Source organism: [Pantoea] beijingensis (genome assembly GCF_022647505.1).
Classification (GTDB): Bacteria; Pseudomonadota; Gammaproteobacteria; order Enterobacterales; family Enterobacteriaceae; genus Erwinia; species Erwinia beijingensis.
On sequence record NZ_CP071409.1, the window covers coordinates 2,207,572 to 2,231,949 of the forward strand.

Below are 24,378 nucleotides of genomic sequence, written 5' to 3' on the forward strand. Positions count from 1 at the left end.
TTGTAAAGCGCCGAACGTCAATTACTCAGAGCCAGAGTAAAACCCTGAAAGTATAAAACTCATAAAGAGAACAATCATGGAGAGAATGAGAAGAATATAAGGAGGTATAAGAAAAGATGTATCGCGATTGGATGAAACGGCGACAATAGTGCAGAAATTAAGGTGGAGTGTACCGCGTAGGGTCCAATCTAAAAAGTACCCATTTCTCTTTTAACTAAGTCACGGGAGCACATCGCGCCCGTTGTGGCCTCAGCCCAATACATCATTATGCGCATTATCCTCTACCAGCAGCAGCCCGGCGCGGAGCCCTGGCGCCACATTGGGATTGGGAAACAGCACATATTCTCGCGCCTGCTTAACGTAGTAGCGCGTATCTCCGTCCTCGGCCAACAGGGTTCCCTGTGGAAATGCGGTGAAGTTCAACGTGTCCGTATCCATATGCAGTTGAAATGCATTTGATGTCCGCGTGATCTGCTGTGACACGCGATAGCGGCGTGGAGCATGTTTACCCGCGGGTAACGCTTCGCCAAAGAGCAGTGATGCCAGCGCCTGTTTTGCCTCACTGAACTGGGTTAAATCATTTTCACCAAACGGTTGCGCCTTCCCCAGCTCCAGCGTGCAGCTGGATGCGCCGAAGTGTTCGCAACTATAATGCGTGAATGTGCCGCCAGGTGCGCGATGAAACACTAAAGCTTCCAGCCCTGCAGCGGTTAACCATTGCATAAACGCTTCAGGCCATGCGCGTTCATTGAGGGGTAATACGCCAAAGCGAGGATGATATGAGCCACGGATCGCAGTATGCAGATCGAGGTGCCACCCTATTTCTACGTTATTTCCCGCCTGCCAGAACGTTTCCAGCGCCTGTTCAAGGCGCCAGGCACGGCGTGCCTCCGGACAATCCTCATACTGTTGCCAGCGGCCGCCAAAAAGACGGTTAAGATCGCAACGTAAATAGCGCTTATTAGCCCTCAATGCCGCAGGATTACCCAATATCACCAGCAAACGCGGCACCAGCATCTTTTCGCCCTGCAGTAACAGGGTGACTAACTGATTCAGGATCTCAACCGGAGCGGTTTCATTACCATGAATACCGGCAGAAATAACAATCGCCTGCCGCGTTGGCTGATGAGGCGTTAACTCCAAAATCCCTTCGTCCAGCCACTGCCAGCGTAACTGATCGTTTTCCCCCGCCGAGGGATACGGTTTTTCGCCTGAAAGCGTATGCTTAAGAAAGTCCTGCATTCATGCCCCATATAGTTAACTGCACCGGGTAAGCGCCTGATGATAGCAGACGCACATTATCACTGTCTTACCTCTCAAAATGAGATCCCAGCGCCGATGCTTTTTACTGCTGAAAAGGATAGACGTTACCTAAGTCTAGCAGACGCGTTAACGCATCAAGGGCTTCGTGTCCTTCTATTAGAAGTTGCGGGTCGGCTAAGTCGTGTTGTGAAAGACGATCGCGGTAATAACGGTCAACCCAGCAATTCAGTTTAGTGAACAGCGTATCATTCATCATTACGGCTGGATTCACCGCAGCCTGCTCTTGCGCAGTCATCGCGACCCGCAAACGTAAACATGCCGGCCCCCCACCGTTGCACATACTTTCACGCAAGTCGAACACCTTCAGTTCGGCAATCGGCCCTCCGCTTTCCACCAGCTCGCTCAGATAATGCCATACGCCCGGATGCTGACGCGCCTCTTCCGGCAATACCAACAGCATTTTTCCATCATCGCGGCTAAGCAGTTGGCTGTTAAACAGATATGTCTCCACCGCATCACTTACCGATATCCGATGATCAGGCACTTCAATCGGGATAAAGCCTGAGACTTTCTCTTTAAGCAACGTCAGTAATTGTGCCTGCTGCATGAAAGCGTGCTGGTGGCAAAACAACACCTGCTGATTGCTGACAGCGATCACATCATTATGAAAAACGCCGCGATCGATCACTGCCGGGTTCTGTTGAGCAAACACCGTACGCGCGTCATCTAACTGGTGCAAACGCGCCACGGCTTCACTTGCCTCGCGGGTCTGGCGTGCCGGATAGCGCGACGGCCCCCGTGCGGTATCAGCACCTTCACGTCCGTAGATAAATAACTGAACGCCTGGATCGCCGTAATCACTGCCTAAACGGTTGTGGTTAGCGGCACCTTCATCGCCAAAAAGCGCCACCTGTGGCAACGCATCATGCACGGTAAAGTGCCGAGCATCGCGGAAAATGGCACGTAAGAGTGCCGCAGTTGTCGGCGCTTCTATCGCCCGGTGAAACTTGTTATTAAGATTTGCTACCGTCAAATGGACGCGTCCGTCAGCGCTGTCCGCCGATGGCGAAACCGTCGCGGCGTTTGCGACCCACATCGCAGAAGCGGAGCTGACAGCAGAAAGCAACTGCGGTGCCTGTCTGGCGACCTTTGCCAGTACCTGGGCATCACTGCCGCTAAAACCAAGCTGGCGTAACGCCGCGGTATCAGGACGTTCATGGGGTGGGATCACCGCCTGCGCAAATCCCCTATCAGCCAGCGCTTTCATTTTTAGCAATCCCTGTTGAGCGGCCAGTTTGGGATTGGATTGCTGATGCCGGTTGCGCGTGGAGGCTTCATTGCCAAAAGAGAGCCCGGCATAATGATGGGTTAACCCCACCAGCCCATCGAAGTTCACTTCACGCGCCGTCATGACCGATCTCCTGTATGAAAATCAAGCCCCGGCGAGAGTGTGGCGGGCAGCGATAGCGTTGGACTCTCCAGCGACGCCATCGGCCAGGCGCAGTAATCTGCTGCATACCATGCGCTGGCACGGTGGTTGCCGGAAGCCCCAATACCGCCAAACGGCGCACTACTGGAGGCACCGGTCAGCGGTTTATTCCAGTTGACAATGCCGGCGCGGGCTTCAAGCAACAGGTGATCGAACTTCTCACGATCGGGCGAAATCAGCCCGCAGGACAAGCCATAACGGGTATCATTAGCAATGTCGACCGCTTGCTGGAAATCGTCATAGCGAATTACGCTGAGCAGCGGACCAAACACCTCTTCGTCTGCCAGCGCCTTCAGGTTGGTAACGTCAATGATCCCCGGAGTAAGTAGCGCACGACTGCGGTCGGGCCAACACATCGTCAACAACGCCTCACCACCCGCCGCAACGCGCGCCTGCCATTCATCAAAAATACGTTCCGCCGCCTGCGGGGAGATAACACTTCCCATAAAAGGCTGTGGCTCATCATCCCAGCGGCCAATGCGTAACGTACGGCTGACCTCAACCAGACGCGCCAGAAAAGCATCCCCTGCCGCGCCGCGCTTCACCAGCATACGACGAGCACAGGTGCAGCGCTGTCCCGCGGTAATGAATGCCGACTGAACGGCGATATGTACGGCAGCATCAATATCCGCAGGATCTTCGACAATCAACGCATTATTCCCCCCCATTTCCAGCGCCAGCATTTTTTCTGGCTGACCAGCAAACTGCCGATGCAGTTGGTAACCCGTCGCGGCGCTACCGGTAAATAAAAGACCGTCAATTTGCCGATCCTGAGCCAGCGCCTGTCCGGTATCCCGACCACCCTGTAGCAGGTTTAATACACCGTCAGGAATACCCGCACGCAACCACAGATGCATGACTTTTTCCGCGGTAACCGGCGTCAGCTCACTTGGCTTAAACACCACTGTGTTACCCGCTAACAGTGCGGGTACAATATGCCCGTTAGGCAAATGCCCCGGGAAATTATAAGGGCCAAAAACTGCCATCACGCCGTGTGGACGATGACGCAGCGAACTTTCTCCTTCATTTTGCTCCCCGGTCCGGGCATGAAAGGCCTTTACCGAAATGGCAACTTTGCCAATCATCGCCTGCACTTCGGTCTGGGCTTCCCACCGTGGTTTTCCCGTTTCCTGTGCGATGGAAGCAGCCAGATCCTGTTTATGTTCTTCCAGCAGACGAGCAAAGGCTTCGGCAATAACCTGACGCTCGGTAAAAGGACGTCGTGCCCAGCCGGGAAAAGCAGAACGCGCGGCGTTGCAAGCAGCCATGACCTGCGACGCATCAGCAGCATTACCCTGCCAAAGTTTCTCTGCAGTAACCGGATCTGTGCGGGTAAAAGGGGCTCCGCTACCTGCAAGCCAGTGTCCATTGATACAGTGCGTCATGCTTTTTTCTCCTCAACACAAAGTTTTACCACCCGCAGATTTTCACCCTGCTGACATTTCATCTCTTCGGCCACCGCCGGGCTAATACCAATGCTTTCCGCTTTCGGATCCGCATGCAGCAGCATCACGCGGAACTGGCGATAATCGGTATTGGCGACCAGACAGAGTGGTTGTGATGCATCCGGTGGACCATCATTAATCTCAACGCGCAGTAAATGGCTTTTCCGAATCGCCCGTACGCGGTCAATGTCGCACTCCAGCGTCGGCCCACCATCAAAAATATCTACGTAGTTTTGATAGCAGAAACCTTCCGATTCCAGCACGGCACGTGCGGGTGCGGTTTGTGGATGAACTTGACCGATCACCGCCTGCGCCTCAGCAGACAAATAATCAATATAGAGCGGATGTTTCGGCATTAACTCGGCGATAAACGCTTTTTGTCCTGTACCACTCAGAAAATCTGCCGTGGAGAAATCCATGGAAAAAAAGCGGCTGCCCACGCTGTCCCAAAACGGGGAACGCCCTTGCTCATCGCTGATGCCACGCATTTCAGCGACCACTTTATCCATAAAGCGATCGCGAAATTCCGCCATAAACAGAAAGCGCGACTTCGATAATAAATAACCGTTTTTTCCATCACGATAATCCGGGTCAAGAAATAACGTACAGAGCTCGCTGCTGCCGGTGTGATCGTTACTGAGTGACAGCGTCGGCAGGTTATTGTAAACACTGAGTTCTTTTGAGGCATGAACCTGCGTTCCGACGCGAAAGTTATACCAGGGATCCTGTAACCCTACCGCGACCTCAATCGCACAGATCCCAACGGCCTTGCCCGTCTCGCTATCGGCCAGAACAAAAACATATCCCTGTTCCGCACGAGGCAAAGCATCCTGCCAGGTTTGGATTGAGCGTTCGATCCTCGCCGATAGCGTATTGCTATCGGCTGGCAGCGACGTCAGGCCACCGCCGGTTTTCCCCGCCAGCGCTAAAAGCTGCGGTAAATCGTCACGCTCAACGGGACGAATAAACATCATACGCGCGCTCCTTTTATTACCGCTTCGCAGGCACGTTCAAAGCGAACCAGCCCCTCTTTTACTTCCTGCTCGCCGATCACCAGAGACGGCGCGAAACGCAACACATTTGCCCCGGCAATTAATATCATCACCCCTTCTTCGGCTGCGGCCAGGTTGAATTGTTTGGCTTTACCGCTGTAATCAGTATTCAGTACACAGCCAATCAACAGACCCAATCCGCGAATCTCCTGAAAAATATGTAGCCGCTGATTGATCGCATTAAGACCATCAATAAACCAGCGGTGGCGCAGCCCCACACCATCCATGACATCAGGACGGTTAATCAGCTCGATCACCTTCCCTGCTACCGCGCCCGCTAGCGGATTGCCACCGTAGGTGGTGCCATGCGAGCCAACCACCATCACCGCTGCCAGCCGTTCCGTAGTCAGCATAGCCCCGATAGGGAAACCACCACCAAGCGCTTTAGCGGTAGTGAGCACATCCGGCGTGACACCATAATGCATATAGGCATATAGCGAACCGGTGCGACCTACGCCCGTTTGCACCTCATCAAAAATCAGCAACGCATTATGCTGGTCGCATAGCGCACGCAAACCGCGTAAAAACGCCGGTTCCGCCGGAACAACACCGCCTTCGCCCTGAATAGGCTCAACGATAACCGCGCAGGTTTCGTCGTTGATGAGCGCCGCTGCGGATGAAAGATCATTAAAGACTGCATGGTCGATACCGCCAGGCAATGGGGCAAAATCTTTTGAATATGCGGGCTGGCCGCCTGCTGAAACGGTAAACAGCGTACGGCCATGAAAGGCATTGTTGAACGCGACAATGCCGCTTTTTGCCGGACTAAATTTATCGTGGGCATATTTGCGTGCAAGCTTCAGCGCAGCCTCATTAGCTTCTGCACCTGAATTACAGAAAAATACCCGTTCGGCAAAGGTGGCATCAATCAGCTGTTTCGCCAGTCGTAATATGGGTTCATTGGTATAACCATTTCCGGTATGCCACAGGCGAGCGGCCTGCTGCTGTAGGGCCTGCTGCAGTTCAGGATGTGCGTGGCCTAAAGCGTTTACTGCAATGCCGCCAGCAAAATCGATATAGTCTTTATCGTTCTGATCCCACAGTGTGGAGCCTTCCGCACGTACCGGAATAAAATTAGCGGGTACATAGGTGGGAACAATCCATTGATCATAATTTTCACGCGATATTGACTGTTGCATAGCGTCCTCACTGGTTCACGGCGACATGGTGAATAAAAAGTTTAAATAATGTTAATGAAATGAATCATTGCAGCTCTACTCTAGATTGCAGCCTTCGTGCCAGCCAGCATTAAAAATGCATATAACGCACACATAAACGTAATATCAATAAGTTACAGCAGGTGGATATTCACAATAAATGCATAAAAAGTGAATAATAATACGATTCACGCGTGAAATCCGAATATAAAACAGAAAAATTATTCATATACAAAATAAAATGTTGCTTTTGTGATCTGTGGTGAAATTTGGTTTTATTTCAACGCCTTTTATGCCCAAACGCAGGGCATAATGCACCAATAAGAAGCATTACGCTGCCTGCCTGTTATAGGTCAAAATTAATTAACTGTGTCTGTTATAGATAGCGGTTCTATGTTTGACTGTCCCTCTCAGGGTGTCTGAATACTCCGGCCGCTCAACGCAGTGGGTTCCGCGGATAGCCAGCGGCTTCCGGCAGTGTTCAGAATAGAGGTATCGACTTATTCAGATAATTTACCGGAATGGGCAGATGAGGCAGCAGCTTGCTGCATCAAGGTTTACACTTGTACAGGCTGGTCAGCTGGTCATCCCAGTCTGGTTCTTAATGGAAGCATCGTAATGACAATAATGAGGTGGCTATGTTCGGTTTAGATGCATTCGAACTGGCAAGGATACAATTCGCGTTCACGGTCTCTTTCCATATTATTTTCCCCGCCATTACTATCGGTCTTGCAAGTTTTCTGATGGTGCTGGAGGGGCTATGGCTGAAAACTAAAAATGAAACCTGGCGCGATCTTTATCATTTCTGGTTGAAAATTTTCGCGGTTAACTTTGGTATGGGCGTGGTGTCCGGGCTGGTAATGGCTTATCAGTTTGGTACGAACTGGAGCGGTTTTTCAGCGTTTGCCGGCAGTATTTCCGGTCCGTTGCTGACCTATGAAGTATTAACGGCATTCTTCCTTGAGGCAGGTTTCCTCGGGGTTATGATGTTTGGCTGGAACCGCGTTGGACCAGGACTCCATTTCTTCTCCACTTGTATGGTCGCGTTGGGTACGCTGATGTCCACCTTCTGGATCCTGGCGTCCAATAGCTTTATGCAGACGCCCCAAGGATACGAAATCGTCAATAATCAGCTGATCCCCGTCGACTGGCTTAAAGTGGTCTTTAATCCCTCTTTCCCTTACCGCCTGTTGCATATGGCCACAGCATCATTCCTTGCAACCGCCTTTTTTGTCGGTGCCTCCGGTGCCTGGCATCTCCTCAAGGGGAACAAAACGCCAGCCGTGAAAAGAATGTTCTCAATGGCAATGTGGATGGCGCTGATCGTTGCGCCTATTCAGGCAGGAATTGGTGATGCACACGGCCTGAATACGCTGGAGCACCAGCCGGCTAAGATTGCCGCAATTGAAGGACACTGGGAGAATAAAGGCAGTGAGCCCACGCCACTGATCCTGTTTGGTTTACCGGATATGCAGGCAGAACAGACAAAATATGCGGTGGAGATCCCTTATCTGGGGAGCCTTATTCTGACCCACAGTCTCGAAAAACAGATCCCGGCACTAAAAAGCTTTGCGCCCGAAGATCGACCAAATTCGACTATCGTTTTCTGGTCATTTCGTATCATGGTCGGCCTGGGGTTACTGATGATAGCGGCGGGTCTCTGGAGTCTGTTATTGCGTTTTCGTCATCGCCTGTACGAACAACGCCTGTTTCATCGATTTGTATTGCTACTGGGGCCCTCCGGCCTGCTGGCCATTCTTGCTGGATGGTTTACAACTGAAGTGGGTCGCCAGCCGTGGGTTGTGTATGGTCTGCTACGGACGCGTGATGCGGTTTCTGCCCACGGGACTCTGCATATGTCGCTGAGCCTGCTGGCATTTATCCTGGTCTATGGTTCGGTATTTGGTGTTGGCGTAGTTTATCTACTGAAACTGATCAGTAAAGGGCCACAACCCTATGTCGAACACGCTGCGACAGGTGGGCCCGGTACACCGCGCACCGCCTCTCGACCACTTTCCGCGGCGGATGAGCCCCTTGACGATCGGAGAAACCACTGATGGGTATCGATCTTGCTTTGATCTGGTTCATTATTATCGTCTTTAGCATCCTGATGTATGTTGTCATGGACGGCTTTGATCTGGGTATCGGTTTGCTGTATCCCATGATGCGTAAAACCGCAGATCGCGATGTCATGATGAATACCGTCGCCCCGGTATGGGACGGTAACGAAACCTGGCTGGTCATGGGCGGAGCTGCCCTGTTTGGCGCCTTCCCTCTCGCATACTCGGTTATACTGGATGCGCTGGCGATACCTCTGATGGTGATGCTTATCGGCCTGATCTTCCGTGGTGTTGCCTTTGAGTTTCGCTTCAAAGCGACCCCTGCACACCGACCGTTTTGGGACAAGGCATTTATCGCAGGTTCATTTGTGGCCACCTTTGCGCAAGGTGTAGTACTGGGTGCTTTTTTGAATGGGTTCCCGGTTGATGGACGTCGCTGGTCAGGCGACGTGTTCGACTGGTTTACCCCCTTCAGCCTGTTTTGCGGCGTGGGACTACTGGTGGCCTACGCGCTGCTGGGATGCAGTTGGCTGATTATTAAAACGGAAGGCGAACTGTTAATCGCTATGCGTAAACTGGCACGTCCGCTGCTGCTGGCCCTGCTGGTGATCCTGGCTATCGTCAGTGGCTGGACACCACTTACACATGTGGCCATTGCTGAACGGTGGTTTACCTTGCCGAATCTGTTCTTCTTCCTGCCCGTACCAATTCTGGTGCTGCTGGTATCATGGGGATTGTGGCGTTGCGCGTGGGATCCGAATGCGCACTATGCTCCTTTTATCCTGACGCTGGTGCTGGTGTTCCTCGGTTTTAGCGGGCTGGGAATCAGCATCTGGCCAAATTTGATCCCTCCGGCAATCAACTTCAGAGACGCCGCCGCGCCGCCGCAAAGTTTGGGCTTTATGTTAGTCGGTGCTCTGTTCATTATCCCGCTGATTCTGGTGTACACCTTTTGGAGCTATTACGTTTTCCGCGGCAAAATTAAACCTGAACACGGCTATCATTGAGGAACGGTATAATGACCCTGATTCAACGGATGACGCGCAAGAGTGAGAAACAACCGCTTTGGAAAAGGCTCGGCTGGATGCTGCTAATTTGGACCAGCAGTGTGTTAGCGTTATTTCTGGTCGCCGCGCTGTTCCGGGCACTGATGACTGCCGCAGGCCTAAAACTTCACTGATCGTGAATGCGGATTTCCCCATTTGCTCTTCATAATGCAGAAACGCACTCCCTTGAAGCGGCGAATCCTCGCCGCTTTTTTATGAATGATCCGCAGCATAGGCCATCAGGTTAACCGGAAACGCACATCGGGGTGCATCGCCTCCGGCAAATCACGTTCCTGATTCATTTCACGCAGGTTAATTTCAATGTTGTTACACATCGCATCCATCGGCAGATGGTTTTTCGCATAGCCAAAAGGCGTTTCCAGCTCTTCCGCCAGCGTGTCCAGGGAAAGAAACGTGTACGAAATAAATACGGAAACAACTGGCGTCATATAGTGCAAATCAGGCACCAGGGCAAATGGCAGCAGCGTACAAAAAAGGTAAACCGTGCGGTGCAGCAATAAACCATAGGCAAAGGGCACGGGCATACTGGCAAGACGCTCGCAACCGCCCAAAACCTGGGTCAATTGGTTAAGATTCTGGTCCATATTGGTGTAGAGAATATCGGAGATCTGGCCATTACGCCGCTGCTCAGCCAGCCATTGCGATAACTGTAACTCAATAAAGTTAGTTGGCGCCCGGCGATGCAAAATTTTCTCGGCATTTTCACCCAGGAAGCGGGTGAGATCATGACGTGCGTCGGTGCCACGTAGCTGGTGCTTCATGCTGTAGCAAAATGCCAGCAGCAGCGATGTCACTTGCTGTGCTTCATGTGGACAAATGGCCAATGCCTGTCGCTGAATATTACGGCAGGCAATCAGCAAATTTCCCCACATCTGTCGTGCTTCGGTATAACGCGCATAACATACGCTGTTACGAAAACCGAGAAATATTGCAATGGAAACACCTAACAGGCTGAATGGGGCGAGCGTTAATTTGATGCCCAGAGACTCATACCAGCCCAGGCAAAAAATAGCGATAAGGGACATCGCCAGATTAAGACCGAGCCGAAACAGAATGCCTGGCAGCACTGAGCCCTGCCAGGCAAAGAGGCGGATAAACCAATGACAATTGGGACGAATGATCATGATATGCAGGTGATAATGATTTTCGCTGATTGTGGCAAAAACCTTATCACCTGCCTAGCTAATTTTGAGAGATTGATCACATTTATTTGCCGTATGAAATCGGGCACGAAACGCGTCTTACGGTGACATAATATTGAGTGAGTCCGCAGCAGGATGTTGCTGCAGCGATATAGGCGGTGCAAGTTTTAACGTGATCCAGTTTGAGGTTACGCGTTGTTGCTTGCTGTCTTCCAGCGTTACCGATAGACGATATTCATTGCTGGCTTCAGGAGCACTGTCCCACACGGGCATAATGACTGACCATCCCTGCGGGTCATTATTGTTCTCAGGTGGCGTCAAACTCAGCGCCTGCGTATCACCCTGCCAGCTTACGCGGATAATTTTATTCGCGGCACGGATCTGCAGCTTAAGTGGCAGATACTCGCCGGGCTGGACCTGCCACGGAGGCGTCGCAAGGAAAACACCCAGCGTTTTCCGCTGGCGAAACTCCAGCACTGGCGTGTTGCTACGTTCGACGCTGTTATAACGACTCCCGCGCAGCGAGTGGGCTTCAGCCACGTTATCGGCAGACAGTTGTTTGCTCAGGGCTACACCCGGCCGGTAGTTCAGCCGTAACCCGAGCTGATCCTGCGAGACACCGCCTTCCCCTTCTTTATGCGACGCCGTCAAGGTGATCAGCGGTACTGGTGTGTAATTAACGCCCAACTTAACTGCGACCGGATTATTATATCCACTGCCGTTATTAAACAGATCGACGCTGTTCCCAAGGTACTGCTCATACGTTACGGATAGACCTAACTGGCGATAAAAAGGGAGATAGCCTTGGGTTGTAATGTCGTAGCCGCGTGCCATCCTCTGTTGAGCACGGGCAGAGCTATTACGCCAACCTGAAAGCGGCGAATAGTAATTGGCGGAAAAGCGTAGGTAATCTCCCCATGCTTCAGTACCAACCGACGCTCGTTGTAATCCACTCTCTAAAAGACGATCGACAAAAGCGTTGTAGCCTAATAACCATTTCCCTGCGATCACGCGTTGACCCAGACCCGCATTCCCTACCGTGCCATCATCAGTCTGCTCAATGCCCAACTGGGTAAACGTCAGATATTGATACTTATCCTGCCAGGGCGTAAAAAGCTGCACACCACTGCCATTCAGATTACCGTCCATATCCACGTTAAGCGCCAGGCTGGCAGTGCCGTAAGGTGAAAGCAACGATTGCCCGGTGTTAGCAACCCGTTCAGCAATTTCATCACGAAAGTGATTAAACGCCCAGCGGCTTGCCTGCAGGCGCAATGAGTCATCACTGTTATGATTCATGCTGGCTTCACCGATACTTTTCGCAACCGTTGCCAGTTGTCTGGAGAACGCCTCGCTGTCGCTGACGTTTCCAAGCTCGGGCAGCGTGCTCTGCATGTCAGTAAAACGAGAAGGATTATCGAAAGGGTAGGCTTCAACCGTGGAGTCCACCTGCAGCGCATATGCTGCAGGGAAAACGTTACTCATGCATCCCAGCACCAATAGCACGACGTGCTTTTCTTTGGCGAATGACTTAACTGCACAGTTCATACTTAACATGGACAAACTATACCCTTAAACATTCAGGTCGCAGAGCAACGGCAAGGTCCGGGGACACGAGCCGAGACGTTGACCGAAGGATAAAGCAAGCAGCCAACTTACCTGCACTCTGCAACAGAACGTATGTTTTTAAGAATTTTATGATCCAGTTAACAGATTTTCATAAAAGAGTAATGGCTATCGTAACATATTGCCAGGTGGAAAATAAAAAACCGCTGAAATAGCCATATTCCCCAGCGGGTTATTGACCTGCACGGTGGCAATGTTCCCAATTACAGACCAGGCTTGAGTATATTTATCAACCATAAGAGTCTTTACCTATGATGCGAAAATGGCTTAGCAGTGCCCTGTTACTTGGCTGTTTCTCGGCCAGCGCTCAGGATATTTTTACGCTCAGTTCGCCTGACTTCACTGATAATGCAATGCTGGAGGTGAAATTTGCAGGTAATACGGCGAGTAATGCCAGTTGTACAGGTGAGAATGTCTCCCCGGCCTTAAGCTGGTATTACGCACCCGACGGGACAAAAAGTTTCGCACTCATATTGTTCGATCATGAAGGAGCCAGGGGGTTAGGCGTAACGCATCTTGTCGCCTACAACATCCCCTTTCAGCGCAGCAGTTTTGTACAAGGAGAATTAACCGAAGGCAAGGGTTACACTGGCGGTAAAAATACCCACGGCACGCTGCGCTACTCTGGTCCATGCCCGCCAGCAGGCAGCGGCGCACACCATTATGTCTTCACCTTAATTGCTACCGACCTGCAGGCTAACGCACTGCCAACAGGGCTCACGCACGGCGCGCTGTTAACCCAACTGAAAGGTCATACCCTTGGCGCAGTGAGCCTTATTGGTCGTTACGGTAATTAAACCTGACTATCTGGTATTCATTACGGACTCTCTGCTCAGGCACGCGTCGTACAGAAGGAAATGTGATCGATACGACGTTGTGCCCACTCAGTGATAAAAAATATGCGACTGTTAATCGTGTTTATTCATGGATAATGGTAAATTTATCTTATGTAAAAAAACACCACCTGTAATCAGGAGTACTGCATCGCCCTCGTCCTTCATTTCACTTATCGTCCTAAGTATAAATTCACTTAAACAGAAAGCCACTAAGCCAAGTCTGAAGCGGGTTTTGCCCTGCTCGTCATTTGCATTTAACACGATCATGTTTATCATGCAATGGTTTAAAATCCCAAAAGTGTCATGTAGACTGACCGCAACTTTATGTTTATGTAAAACTGAGTAATTTTTGAAGCAGGTACATTATGATCGCACCGAATAAAGCAACCTTCATTTCGGGCATATGTACGAAAACACGGCCTGAAATAGTTCAGGCTCACTGATGACATTCACGAGGAATATTGTGAAAACTGGTATCGCGTTAACATTGTTAGCTGTGCTTACCGTGGCCGGATGTAAGGCCCCGCCGCCACCGATGACGGATGAGACTATGGTGACCAGCGTTGTTAATGGCGTCACGTTGACCCATCGTAATGCGGTAAAAGCACCACTGGCGTTTACCCCGGTAAATCAAACCTATCGTGCTTTATATAACGCATCGGTTATGACCCTGCCGGATTATGGCGGGAACGTGGTGGAACACCTGGAGAATGGCAAACCTTTCACCGTTCTGGGTGAGGTCGAGAATCACTGGCTTGCCATTGCCAGAACCGATGACACACGTCTGATCGGTTATGTGCCATTCAAGGCAGGAGTCATCAGCGATCGGTATGAAGCAACGATCCGTAGCGATCGCCCACGACCACGTAAGTCAACCAAACAGGTTTGCGTCGACGTGGGGGGGACCAGCAAAGCGTGCCGGAAGAACAATACCGCAACCTGGATCCTCGAATAGCCCAGATCTCAGAGGGGCATCGAACCCTCTGATACCGTGCATTCCCTTTACATACTCTGATGGATCAGATGTTTCACCAGGATTTATAACATTCGATGACGCTTGAAACTTCTGCACATGATGAAAGTCCTGCAGGTTCAGAAAACCCATTGCTCAGTGCGGCTGCACCGCTGCTGAACGCAATTGTACAAATTCGTCTTGCCGCCACTCATGACGATCCGGCGGGGTTGCGCCATCAGCTTATTGAAGAAATCCGTCAGTTCGAAACGCGCTGCAAGAAAATGGCATTGCCCTTCGAGACGATCATCGGGACCCGCTACTGCTTATGCAGCGTACTGGACGAGGCTGCTGCACAAACCCCCTGGGGAACGCGTGGCGTATGGTCAGGTAATGGCTTGCTGGCGACATTTCATAATGAAAGCTGGGGTGGCGAGAAATTTTTCCAGTTGCTTTCGCGGATTTCGCAATCTCCCCATCAACATTTATGGCTGCTTGAAGTCATCCATTATTGTTTATTGCTCGGCTATGAAGGACGCTATCGGGGTGTCGAACACGGCCGGACGCAGCGCGACCTGATTCGCTCCCGGCTGGCACAGCTTATTGAAACCACTCGCGGTGTGTCGCACTACCAGCTTGATACACAAATTGTCGTGCGTCCATCACAGCAAAGCTTGTGGCGTCCCCCTATTCCCTTATGGGCATGCATTACGGTAATAGCCTTTCTCGGGTGTTTGATCTATACCGGGCTCAACTGGCGTCTGGGTAATGCAGCCGAACCCCTGTTGCGTGCTATTTATCAGACGCCGCTGCCCGACATGTCTACCAACCGGCGCGCCTCTCCCGCGCAGGCTTTGTTGGATCTGCATAACCGTCTGAATGATTTGGTTTCCACCGGACAAGCCGAGGTAAGCGATGGGCCTTTTGGCAGCCGTGTCATTTTATCCAGTGACAGGCTGTTTAACGACGGTGCGACCACCCTGAATACGCCAGGCCGCGCGTTAATCGCACGCGTGGCCTTCTCAATGAGAGATGTCAAAGGAATGGTCCTGGTGACTGCGTATACCGATAATGTCTTGCCCGGCAGTAGTCGCTTTGCCTCGAATTATGAATATTCGCTGGCGCTGGCCAACAGTGTGGCTTCCCAGTTAGACCAGCAACTGTCTCCGGGACATCGCGTTAAGCCCGAAGGCCGCGGGGACAGTAACCCAATCGCAACGAATGATAATCAGCAAGATCGTGCACGTAATCGTCGTATCGAAATTACACTGTTTGCCATGCCTACGGCCGGCAAACCGACTCAACAGGGAATAAGGTGATGTGTAGTAACCCCTTCTTTTCACTGCTCAATAGCCGCCTGTTTTGGGGTTTTATTGGGATCACCGCCCTGTGCAGCCTTATCTGGATGTTGGGGCCGTTGCTAACAATCAATGCCACGCAACCGCTGGATTCTCCATTTAATCGTCAGGCCCTGATTGGCCTCTGCTATTTTTGTTGGATACTGTTCCAACTTATTCCAAAGCTTTATAGTGCCTGGTTTAATGGCAAACTGTTAGATAACTTGCAGTACAAGACCGGCGATAATTCAGATTCCGCAGCAACCGAAGCGCTGCTGGCTGCTCGCTTTAGCGAAGCTGTCGCGATGCTAAAGAAAGCGCATTTCTATCAAAAATCGTCCTCCGCATGGTTTGATCGCTACAGCGCCCAATATCTGTATCAACTGCCCTGGTATATGATAATCGGTGCCCCCGGTGCTGGGAAAACCACGGCCTTAATTAACTCTGGCCTCAATTTTCCGCTAAGCGATAATCTGGGTAAACGTGCGGTACGTGGCGTAGGGGGAACACGTCATTGCGACTGGTGGTTTACCGATCGTGCCGTATTGCTCGATACAGCCGGACGTTACACGTTGCAGGAGAGCATTCGTGCACGTGATGCCGCTGAATGGCAAAGCTTTATTAAACTGTTGAAATATTATCGTGCCCGCCAGCCGATCAATGGTGTGATCATAACCATTAGCGTTGCTGACTTACTCAGTGATTCAGTTGAGGCTCGTTTTACACAGGCCTGCGCGTTACGCCAGCGTCTGAAAGAGCTTCATCGCCAAACCGGCATCCATTTCCCGGTCTATATTATGGTGACGAAAACTGACTTACTTAAAGGGTTTATGAGCTATTTTTCCGCTCTGGATAAACAGCAGCGCGATAAAACTTGGGGTTTCACCTTTCCCTGGGAGCCAAACCGCGTCAGCGAACATGCACTTAATGCACTTTTTGATCGACAGTTTCATCGGCTTTCATTACAGATATCAAATAATCTCGCCGAAAAAATGGCGCAGGAAACGGATTTAATCCAGCGGGCAGACTGCTTTCTCTTCCCCCAGGAGTTCGCCTCACTGCGCCCATTACTGGCCGAATATCTCGACATTATTTTTTCACCGGACGAGGAAGATGTTGCCTGGTCCGCGCGCGGACTGTTTTTTACCAGCGGCACGCAGGAAGGACTGCCTTTCGATCGCGTAATGGGCGCACTCACGCGTAAACTGCAGTTACCGCAGGCAAAAAACCATTCGATTGCAGCGTGGGATAGCGTAACCCGCACTGCCCCTATTCCCGCCAGCAAAGGCCAGAGTTTTTTTATCCATGACCTGCTCACAACCGTAGTGTTTAGAGAGTGTGGGCTGGCTGGCAGCAACCGGGCCTGGGAGTATCGTAACCGCCTGTTTCATTGGCTGGTCTATAGTCTGTTAGCCATTACGTTATGCGTCACCTCTGGCTATTGGGGGCTGAGTTATTATCAGAATAAGCGTTACCTGCAACAGATCGAAGCAAGAATGCCGGATATTTATACTCAAGGTAAAAAATTTGCCACCGGCAAACCTGAAAATATGCTCAGCCTGTTACCTTTTTTAAATGAGCTTGCTGCCCTGCCGCAACCGGACTATTTTTCACTTGATACGCCTCCGCTTAGTATGCGCGTGGGGCTTTATCGGGGTGACCAGGTCAGGGATGCTGCAGCAGTACTTTATCAGAATGCCCTGAAAACCCTGCTGTTGCCGTGCATCGCCGAGCAAATTACCGCGACGCTGCGAAATAACAACGGCGTTGATAGCGAATTCAGTCGTAATGCCCAGCGGGCTTATCAAATGCTGTATCAACCCCGCAGCTACGATGGTGAGTTTTTACATGGTTGGGTAATGCAGAATTTACAGCGGACACTGCCACCTAATGTGACCGCGCGCGATCTACAGCAGCTTGATGAACATTTGAGGCAATTACTCGACCGCCAGATTCAAAGCTCACCGTATGCGCGCGATAATACGCTTAATTAGCAAGCCGATGTCACGGTAGCTCAATGCCGGATTCGCTAACCATAGAACACCGACACCGGCAATATGGCATCCCGACAACTCAGGCTTTAAGGATTAAGGTTATGCCAGAAAAATGTAGCCCCGGCTGGTATGGGAAACTTCCCGTTACCGGGGACTTTCTTCAGCAACGGCTCACGGAACATATTGTTACCGGTTGGGCAAACTGGTTTCAGCAGGGGCTGACCCACTGGCATCACCATACAGCTGCCTCAACGACGGAATTCTTACGGGCACCGGTATGGAATTTTATTCTGCCATTAACCCCCGGCGTTCAGCGTGTTCAGATGGGCTGTTTATTACCCTCTTGCGATCGAATTGGGCGCGCCTGGCCCCTACTGGCACTCTGTAGCTTCCCCCTGGCCGACTGGTTTCCCGGTCAGCTCGCACTTTCAGGCGACTGGTATCAAAAGTTGGGCGGCATACTGCTAAAAGGCGTGCGTGAGAGACAGTCGCCGACGGAACTTGAGGCTAATCTGATCGCCCTGACGCCCCTTCCAACACGGGAAAATCAGCAATCCATGATTGTGGGGTATGATGATTTGCCCATTAGCCTGAGCTGGCGTGGCGTGGCCGATCATTTTGATCCACAGAAATCCATCAGCTACTGGTGGAGTAACCGCAGCGATGGTTATCCGCACGCAACACATAAACACAGCGGAACGCTGACGGCGGAGCTCTTTTCTCTATTATTTAATCCGGCGGCGGGGGCGCAGCCGGGGCGTAACGGGCTCTATCCGCCCATGTTTGAATAGCGTTATGCCATTACGGCCTTCTATTGCAGGAAAATTCATGCGATTTACCCTTATTCAAAACTACACAGAGATGCCGCTAACCACTGTTGATTTCTCACCTCCGGGGGGCACAATCGGTCGCAGCCTTGATAACGATCTGGTTCTGCCGGATGAAGAACGGGTTATTTCACGCCTGCAGGCACTGGTGCACGTTGCGAATAACGGAGAGTGTCGTCTCACCAACCTGGGTAGCGTAACGGCGGTTGTGCTGAATGGCACGCCGCTGGAACGTGGCCGTCAGGTCGCGTTACAGCACGCCGATCGGCTCGGTATTGGCGATTATACTCTTGAAGTTAGCGACCCCAACATCCCGGTATCACCGCAGGAAGATCCTTGCGACCCCTTGGTCCTTTTTGGCCAGCAGGAGGACTCGACGCTCGATCCTCTCGGAATTCTGCGACCTGCAGAACCGCCGGCCCATCCACCGATCGGTGACGAACCCGCCTCAGAGTTGCCTCCCGTTCGCAGCGCTAAAACCGGCGGTGCACGGTTAGATATCGATCCGTTACCGCACGAGGCCATTGGACGTAGCGGAGATGAAGACTGTACCGGCGATACGTTATTAGTTGAAGCGCTTCTTGAAGGCATGGGACTGGATCGTAACCAAAGCGCCATGCAGCTTACGGAAGAACAGATGCGGATGACGGGCCGAATGCTGAGTTTGTTTTCCCAGGGAACGGTCGCGTTGCTCTCTTCCCGCTCGATCCTGAAGCGCGGCGTAAAAGCAGAGATGACCATGATCCTCAATGAGGCAAACAACCCGTTTAAAATTTTGCCGTCCGGAAAAACCGTACTGATGCAAATGTATCAGAGCCAAATGCCCGGCTTTATGCAGCCTGAACAGGCAGTACGGGATGCGCTGGTTGATTTACAGGCGCATCAGTTGGGTATGATTTCAGGCATCCGCGCTATTATTGCCGCCATGCTGCAATCTTTTAATCCGCAACATTTAGAAGAAGAAGCAAAACGCAGCGGCGCACTACCGAAAATGGCCCTCTCCGCTTCACGTAAAGCGGCACTGTGGGACTATTTTATGCGCAATTATTGCCATACCGCTGGCGAGATAGAAGATGATTTCCATACGCTCTTTGGTGAAGCCTTTTTGCATGCGTATGACGTTGAAGTTAATCAGTATAAAGACTCACAAACGAAAGCGGATGACGAATGAATATCGCCTTTGCATCAACGTCACAAACCGGTGCCAGAGAGAGTAATCAGGATCAAATTGGAACTATGCTGGGAGAAAACAGCGCCTGTTTTATCGTCTGCGATGGCGTCGCGGGTTCACCTGGCGGCGGCGAAGCGGCAAAAATAGCGTGCCATACATTGTTGAGGACGCTGCAGGATAACAAACATTTTACCGCCGAGGATACCCGACTGGCGGTGGAAAAAAGTGCAAGAACCCTTCGGGAAGCACAAGGGATTAATCCGAAACTTCAGCACATGAGCACCACGCTGGCTGCCCTGTTTATCGATCGTGATTATTCGCTCTCATGGTGGGCGCACGCAGGCGACAGCCGCATTTACCACTTCCGACGGGGCTATATCAATCGCGTCACAAGTGACCATAGTCTGGCCCAACAGATGAAGGAAGCCGGTTATGAAAATACCGGAATTAACAGCAATTTACTTTATAATGCGCTGGGCGTTGATACCGCAGGTTATGTGGCCTTTAGTGAGATGCTTACGCTTGAAGATGGCGATGCTTTTTTAGTCTGTAGTGACGGATTTTGGCTGAGTCTGCAGGCAGAAGAGATGGAACTGGCATTACGGATGGTGAACTCACCCGATGAGTGGCTGACCCTGATGCTAAAAGCCATCGACCGGGGTGCCGCCAGCGATAACTTAAGCGCTATTGCGGTATGGGTTGGCTCCCCGCAGGAAACGACGTTGTTATATTCACTGGCTGATTCGGCGCGCTTGATGCCGCCACGCGATTAACACCAAGGAACGATATGAAATATTGGTTACCCGGGGTTGCCATGCTGTTGATGGCTTTTACTACCCACGCGGAAAATTATCGCGTTGTCTATTCACCCAATCTGTCGCTTGAGGTGTTTATTGATAACGTTGAGAGCAATGCGTTGCAGGACTGGTGTCAAAAATCCCTGCATCTGCGTATTGTTTCCGGTGCGCGTAATGAATCACAGATATTGGATAACTTTCTTCCCCGCGTCGGTAAGCTATTAACCAGTCAGTGCAGTAAATTGACCAATCTGTCATGGCAAATGACCAACCGGCAGGGTACGGCTCTGGCCAGCGGGACAGCGGATAATACCAACGACTGGAAACCGGTAGTGACCGCGGATGCCACGGCAACAGCGAATGCATCCAATGCGGCGCCATTAGATCTCTCCCGCCCGGCAAACAGCGCATCACTGCCACAATTTGAACTGCCCGGTGGTTGCCGTTTCAGGACCTGGTGGGATGAAAACAGTCAGTCAATATTTATACCCGACGATCGAGCCCTGACCTGTTCATCTGAAGGCTGGCTTGAAGGAAGTAGCCAGATTACGCGCGCGCACGGAGATAAAACGACGACAACCGTAGTCGACTTTTACCAGGGCTATCCGCTGGTCAATATACACGCGGCCAAGAACAGCATGAACGTTGTGACAGTCAACAATCAGCGGATGGTCGTTGCCGCTCAGGACGCTCCCGATAGCTGGCTGGTATTACCATTTAATCCTGCGTTGCATGCTTGGTCTTTCGGCGGCACGCTACTGGTGAAAATGGATAAAAGTCAGGCTGATGATGTTGCCCGTGTCAAAGCCCATGTCGATGCCCTCAAAAAAACCTGGACACCCCTGGTCGCTTCCGAAGTTAAGATGACCGTGTTACTGGTTGACGATCTTCATGCCGACCTCGCCGATCCGGCCATTGGGGCATACCGTACCGTTAATTAATTGCAGGCGTACCGCCTGCGACGATCAGGTTGCTAGCATTAACGCTCAGAGAGTGTCAAATATGTCGGGAAATGAAAATCAGAAAAACGTGCCTAATGCATTACCTGCCGGGTATCGTTTTAATGAGTTTGAGATTAAAGAAGTAATTGGTGGCGGCGGATTTGGCATTGTTTATCGTGCGTGGGACCATTTGCTTGAACGCTCTATTGCCATCAAAGAGTATATGCCGGTATCGCTGGCCATGCGAAACGATGACCTGAGCCTGACGCTGCGGGGTGAACGTCATCATAAAATTTTCACTGCTGGCCTAAATAGTTTTATTCATGAGGCGCGCCTGCTGGCCCGCTTTAATCATCCTGGCCTGCTGCACGTATTACGTTTTTGGGAAGAGAATGGCACCGCCTATATGGGCACGCTCTACTATAGCGGCATAACGTTAAAGGAGTGGCAGCAGAACAGCCCTGAACGCATTAATGAAGCATGGATAAGGCGACTACTGCCCCCACTTTTTAGCGCCATTAACACCATCCACCTCGCCGGTTACCTGCACCGGGATATCTCACTGGATAATATTCAGATCCAGGATAACCAATTGCCAGTTTTGCTGGATTTCGGTTCAGCCCGTAAGGAAATAGGCAACCTCTCCGATGAAACCGAAATCATGCTTAAACCCGGTTTCGCCCCTATCGAACAGTACAATGAAGGATGCGATAGCGAACAAGGACCCTGGACCGATATTTACGCTCTTGGCGCGGTATTACACGCACTGGTCACCGGTGCGCCACCACCAATCAGCGTCGTGCGCTGTATTGAAGATAATTATCAACCTCTGGTTGAACGTTGTCCCGATGGTTATTCACTGCCGCTACTGCACGCAATTGATCGGGCGCTGGCCCTGCAAGCTGATGAGCGCCCCCGCACCATAGATGAATTCGCCGCCCTGATTAATCTGCCAGTAAGCGATGTCCAACAATTGGTCACCGCGGTGGCGCCGCTCGTCAGTCTTGATGACAAGCCCGAGGTCGCCGAAGCCGTCGAGCCTGTTATTCTGGCCGTGAATCCGGCGGCAGGTGCGGCAGAAAATGTAGTCACTGGAAGCACACGCCGTCTGTCGCGTCCGCTGATAGCATTAAGCGCGCTTGCCGTCGTCATGGTTATTGGTCTGATCTGGTTGCTTGATAGTGGCAATGCACCGCAGCAGGAAGTCGGGCAAGCGGCTCTTTCGGAGGGTTCAACGCCATCCCATTCTGACGCAGCCGCATCACCAGCCCTCGCCACCGTCTATCTACAATTAAAAAACGGTGAGAACGTGCGCCTGAATGGCACCAGAGTCACCCCCCAACCCGCCAATCGCGGCTATGCCTCACTGCATCTGGCAGCAGGGGAATACACCCTTGAGATTGAACGTCAGGACGGCGCGCACTCACAGCAGTTGAAGATCGATCGGGCGGGTACCTGGCTGATTAACCCTGGCTTATAACGGCATTTACGCTATCCCCACGATGCTGGGGATAGGTATCATCCTGCCGATGACTGCTTGCAGGTTTGTAGCGCACGCACCCGCTGCACTAAATCTTTCAGGCAGTCGTCCTGCATACCCCGTTTAATTAACTCTTGTTCCAGCGAAAACAGATATTGTGCATTGGTCCCCAGTGGGCCACTGGCGTGCGCAATTAGGGGAGCAATAGTGCCCGGGCAAGAATCCGCTTCATAATGTGGATGACGCGGATCCATCACAAACACCATCGCCGTAACTTTACGCCCATCCTCAAGCGTTAGCTCACACCAGGTTGGCAAATAGCACCCGGTCACCATTTCGCGTTTCCACAACAGCGTCAACTCTTCGTGCAGCATCTCTTCCGGCAAACGAAACGCCAACCCGCTGGTTTTTCCCCCTGCTTTCAGGGCCAACATACGGCCCGGCTGAAGCGATGTGCCCCGCCCTGCAGTTAAGCGCAGGCAAAAGGCGCGGTGCCAACCCTCAAGGGTTCCGCTCGCCACCTCATCCGATTCAAAAACAGGATTCCACATCAGTGAGCCGTAGCCAAATATCCACACCGGACTATTATCAGGCCGGCATGCCAACGTCGCGGCCAAAGATGCAGCGCGTTGTTCACTACTCCACAGCAGCGATTCCTCAATAGTGCCATAAGCAGTTTTACAGTCTGCTTTCACCAGGAAATCACGCGTCAACATTTGAACCTCCTGCGCCACTGCTCTATTTCCCTGTAATAGATGGCCACTTTTATCATTGGAATAACATTATCTCACTTGCCATCACGTCAACCCGCCAATTATTCGGGCTGTAACGCAGCAACAAGTCGGTAAAGCTTACTCAGGTTATTTTGCCTATGTGCTCAGCCACAGCCAACAATGCTGTAACCTGTCGTAGGATGAGTATAAGAACTTATTCATTTATTCCGACACAATCAAGCCAGATTGTGACAACACAGGAAAAAATCTTAGTACCGCAAATAATTAGCGAATAAAGGACCTGTTCGCGATAACGTCGACAATGCAGACAGGACTCAGATACTCGCTGAAGCGGACTACTCACTTCTTATGCCATTTATCATCATCGCCTTTTTGATATTGATGTTTCACCGCAGACCAGGCAACTTTATGCGCGGTTTCCTCGCGCGAGTCATCACCTCGCCGGTCCTGCTTTTCTTTATATTCATCCCACGCGTGATTATACGCCTCTTTATAAATATCCTGAGCATGGTCGGGCAGAACGCGCTTTACGCTATCCGGTAACGCATTTTTCGTTTTATACGGCATTTCTCTCTCCTGAAGATTACATCCGCATTGCATGGCAGTGCCTAACAGCGCATGTGAGAAAAATTACGGTTATATCAGTGTGGCCTATCGTCACTAAAGTGCAAGCCGACATTTAAAGACAACTAAAGCAGAAAAATAAAAATAGACGCTATTTATCCATATAATCATAGCGATTTATCATTTTTATTAAGCAGTAATATCACTTTATAAAGATGCTAATCGCCTTAAAGATAGAATATTATTTCAGTTAACACGCAGTAATAGCCATTATTATGGTATTTAACAGTTAATCAGTAAAATAGCGTAAACAGAGAATCAATTTTTGTCACAACGTTCTATACTCTTTTGCTTGTAATATCGATGAAGCACAATAATGATGATAAGCCTGCTGCAGGTATATGCTGATTTAGGTGTTCAGGACACGTTAAAAGGAGAAAACCG

General features: G+C 51.1%; 21 protein-coding genes. 12 read left to right on the forward strand and 9 right to left on the reverse strand.

Annotated elements, in window-relative coordinates:
- Positions 1-249: 249 nt before the first annotated feature.
- The 5 genes from astE to J1C60_RS09955 form a co-directional block, all read right to left on the reverse strand.
- A complete protein-coding gene (astE, locus tag J1C60_RS09935) occupies positions 250-1,242 on the reverse strand; it encodes a succinylglutamate desuccinylase (protein ID WP_128174220.1) in 993 nt (330 codons plus the stop codon).
- 103 nt (positions 1,243-1,345) lie between these two features.
- Positions 1,346-2,674, reverse strand: coding sequence for an N-succinylarginine dihydrolase (astB, locus tag J1C60_RS09940; RefSeq protein ID WP_128174218.1), 1,329 nt, complete (start codon positions 2,672-2,674; stop codon positions 1,346-1,348).
- The gene (gene astD, locus J1C60_RS09945) at positions 2,671-4,137 is read right to left on the reverse strand and encodes a succinylglutamate-semialdehyde dehydrogenase (RefSeq protein WP_128174216.1); all 1,467 of its coding nucleotides are present in this window, start codon (positions 4,135-4,137) and stop codon (positions 2,671-2,673) included. The genes astB and astD overlap by 4 nt, the downstream gene beginning before the upstream one ends.
- Complete coding sequence (gene astA, locus J1C60_RS09950) at positions 4,134-5,171, reverse strand: arginine N-succinyltransferase (RefSeq protein ID WP_128174214.1); 1,038 nt, start codon at positions 5,169-5,171, stop codon at positions 4,134-4,136. Before astA ends, astD begins: the two co-directional genes overlap by 4 nt.
- Positions 5,168-6,388, reverse strand: coding sequence for an aspartate aminotransferase family protein (locus J1C60_RS09955; protein ID WP_128174213.1), 1,221 nt, complete (start codon positions 6,386-6,388; stop codon positions 5,168-5,170). The genes astA and J1C60_RS09955 overlap by 4 nt, the downstream gene beginning before the upstream one ends.
- 656 nt (positions 6,389-7,044) lie before the next feature.
- Between J1C60_RS09955 and J1C60_RS09960 the strand changes: the two genes are divergently transcribed.
- From J1C60_RS09960 to J1C60_RS09970, 3 genes are read left to right on the forward strand one after another with little or no spacing between them, the layout of a single operon-like run.
- Complete coding sequence (locus tag J1C60_RS09960) at positions 7,045-8,463, forward strand: cytochrome ubiquinol oxidase subunit I (protein ID WP_128174211.1); 1,419 nt, start codon at positions 7,045-7,047, stop codon at positions 8,461-8,463.
- Positions 8,463-9,473, forward strand: a complete 1,011-nt coding sequence (gene cydB / locus J1C60_RS09965) for a cytochrome d ubiquinol oxidase subunit II (RefSeq protein WP_128174209.1) — start codon at positions 8,463-8,465, stop codon at positions 9,471-9,473. The genes J1C60_RS09960 and cydB overlap by 1 nt, the downstream gene beginning before the upstream one ends.
- Before the next feature lie 11 nt (positions 9,474-9,484).
- Positions 9,485-9,646 (forward strand): DUF2474 domain-containing protein, encoded by a 162-nt coding sequence (locus tag J1C60_RS09970; RefSeq protein ID WP_128174207.1) that lies wholly within the window; start codon positions 9,485-9,487, stop codon positions 9,644-9,646.
- Positions 9,647-9,751: 105 nt separating this feature from the next.
- Here J1C60_RS09970 and J1C60_RS09975 read toward each other — a convergent pair whose 3' ends face one another.
- Together J1C60_RS09975 and J1C60_RS09980 are read right to left on the reverse strand one after the other, a co-directional pair.
- The gene (locus J1C60_RS09975; RefSeq protein WP_128174205.1) at positions 9,752-10,657 is read right to left on the reverse strand and encodes a bestrophin family protein; all 906 of its coding nucleotides are present in this window, start codon (positions 10,655-10,657) and stop codon (positions 9,752-9,754) included.
- 117 nt (positions 10,658-10,774) lie between these two features.
- Entirely contained in the window at positions 10,775-12,160 is a 1,386-nt protein-coding gene (locus J1C60_RS09980; RefSeq protein WP_128175027.1) for a YchO/YchP family invasin, read from the reverse strand.
- Between the two features lie 395 nt (positions 12,161-12,555).
- On the opposite strand from J1C60_RS09980, the gene J1C60_RS09985 reads away from it, so the two are divergent.
- The 9 genes from J1C60_RS09985 (at position 12,556) to J1C60_RS10025 (ending at position 22,636) form a co-directional block, all read left to right on the forward strand.
- Positions 12,556-13,098, forward strand: coding sequence for a YbhB/YbcL family Raf kinase inhibitor-like protein (locus J1C60_RS09985; protein WP_128175025.1), 543 nt, complete (start codon positions 12,556-12,558; stop codon positions 13,096-13,098).
- Between the two features lie 481 nt (positions 13,099-13,579).
- On the forward strand, positions 13,580-14,092 hold the full coding sequence (locus tag J1C60_RS09990; protein ID WP_220485547.1) for an SH3 domain-containing protein: 513 nt from the start codon (positions 13,580-13,582) through the stop codon (positions 14,090-14,092).
- 95 nt (positions 14,093-14,187) lie between these two features.
- Complete coding sequence (gene icmH / locus J1C60_RS09995) at positions 14,188-15,408, forward strand: type IVB secretion system protein IcmH/DotU (protein WP_128174201.1); 1,221 nt, start codon at positions 14,188-14,190, stop codon at positions 15,406-15,408.
- A complete protein-coding gene (tssM, locus tag J1C60_RS10000) occupies positions 15,408-17,420 on the forward strand; it encodes a type VI secretion system membrane subunit TssM (RefSeq protein ID WP_128175024.1) in 2,013 nt (670 codons plus the stop codon). The genes icmH and tssM overlap by 1 nt, the downstream gene beginning before the upstream one ends.
- 101 nt (positions 17,421-17,521) lie before the next feature.
- Positions 17,522-18,211, forward strand: a complete 690-nt coding sequence (gene tagF / locus J1C60_RS10005) for a type VI secretion system-associated protein TagF (RefSeq protein ID WP_128174199.1) — start codon at positions 17,522-17,524, stop codon at positions 18,209-18,211.
- Positions 18,212-18,248: 37 nt separating this feature from the next.
- Positions 18,249-19,418, forward strand: coding sequence for a type VI secretion system-associated FHA domain protein TagH (gene tagH, locus J1C60_RS10010; protein ID WP_128174197.1), 1,170 nt, complete (start codon positions 18,249-18,251; stop codon positions 19,416-19,418).
- On the forward strand, positions 19,415-20,191 hold the full coding sequence (locus tag J1C60_RS10015; RefSeq protein ID WP_128174195.1) for a PP2C family protein-serine/threonine phosphatase: 777 nt from the start codon (positions 19,415-19,417) through the stop codon (positions 20,189-20,191). The genes tagH and J1C60_RS10015 overlap by 4 nt, the downstream gene beginning before the upstream one ends.
- A gap of 14 nt (positions 20,192-20,205) precedes the next feature.
- Complete coding sequence (locus J1C60_RS10020; RefSeq protein ID WP_128174193.1) at positions 20,206-21,156, forward strand: hypothetical protein; 951 nt, start codon at positions 20,206-20,208, stop codon at positions 21,154-21,156.
- A 61-nt stretch (positions 21,157-21,217) separates the two neighbouring features.
- Positions 21,218-22,636 carry a serine/threonine protein kinase gene (locus tag J1C60_RS10025; RefSeq protein WP_128174191.1) on the forward strand — a complete coding sequence of 473 codons (1,419 nt, stop codon included), beginning with the start codon at positions 21,218-21,220 and terminating at the stop codon, positions 22,634-22,636.
- A gap of 38 nt (positions 22,637-22,674) precedes the next feature.
- On the opposite strand, the gene J1C60_RS10030 is transcribed toward J1C60_RS10025, so the two are convergent.
- Both J1C60_RS10030 and chaB read right to left on the reverse strand, forming a co-directional pair.
- Positions 22,675-23,352, reverse strand: a complete 678-nt coding sequence (locus J1C60_RS10030; RefSeq protein WP_128174189.1) for a gamma-glutamylcyclotransferase — start codon at positions 23,350-23,352, stop codon at positions 22,675-22,677.
- Between the two features lie 357 nt (positions 23,353-23,709).
- Positions 23,710-23,937 carry a putative cation transport regulator ChaB gene (gene chaB, locus J1C60_RS10035; RefSeq protein WP_128174187.1) on the reverse strand — a complete coding sequence of 76 codons (228 nt, stop codon included), beginning with the start codon at positions 23,935-23,937 and terminating at the stop codon, positions 23,710-23,712.
- Between the last annotated feature and the right edge of the window lie 441 nt (positions 23,938-24,378).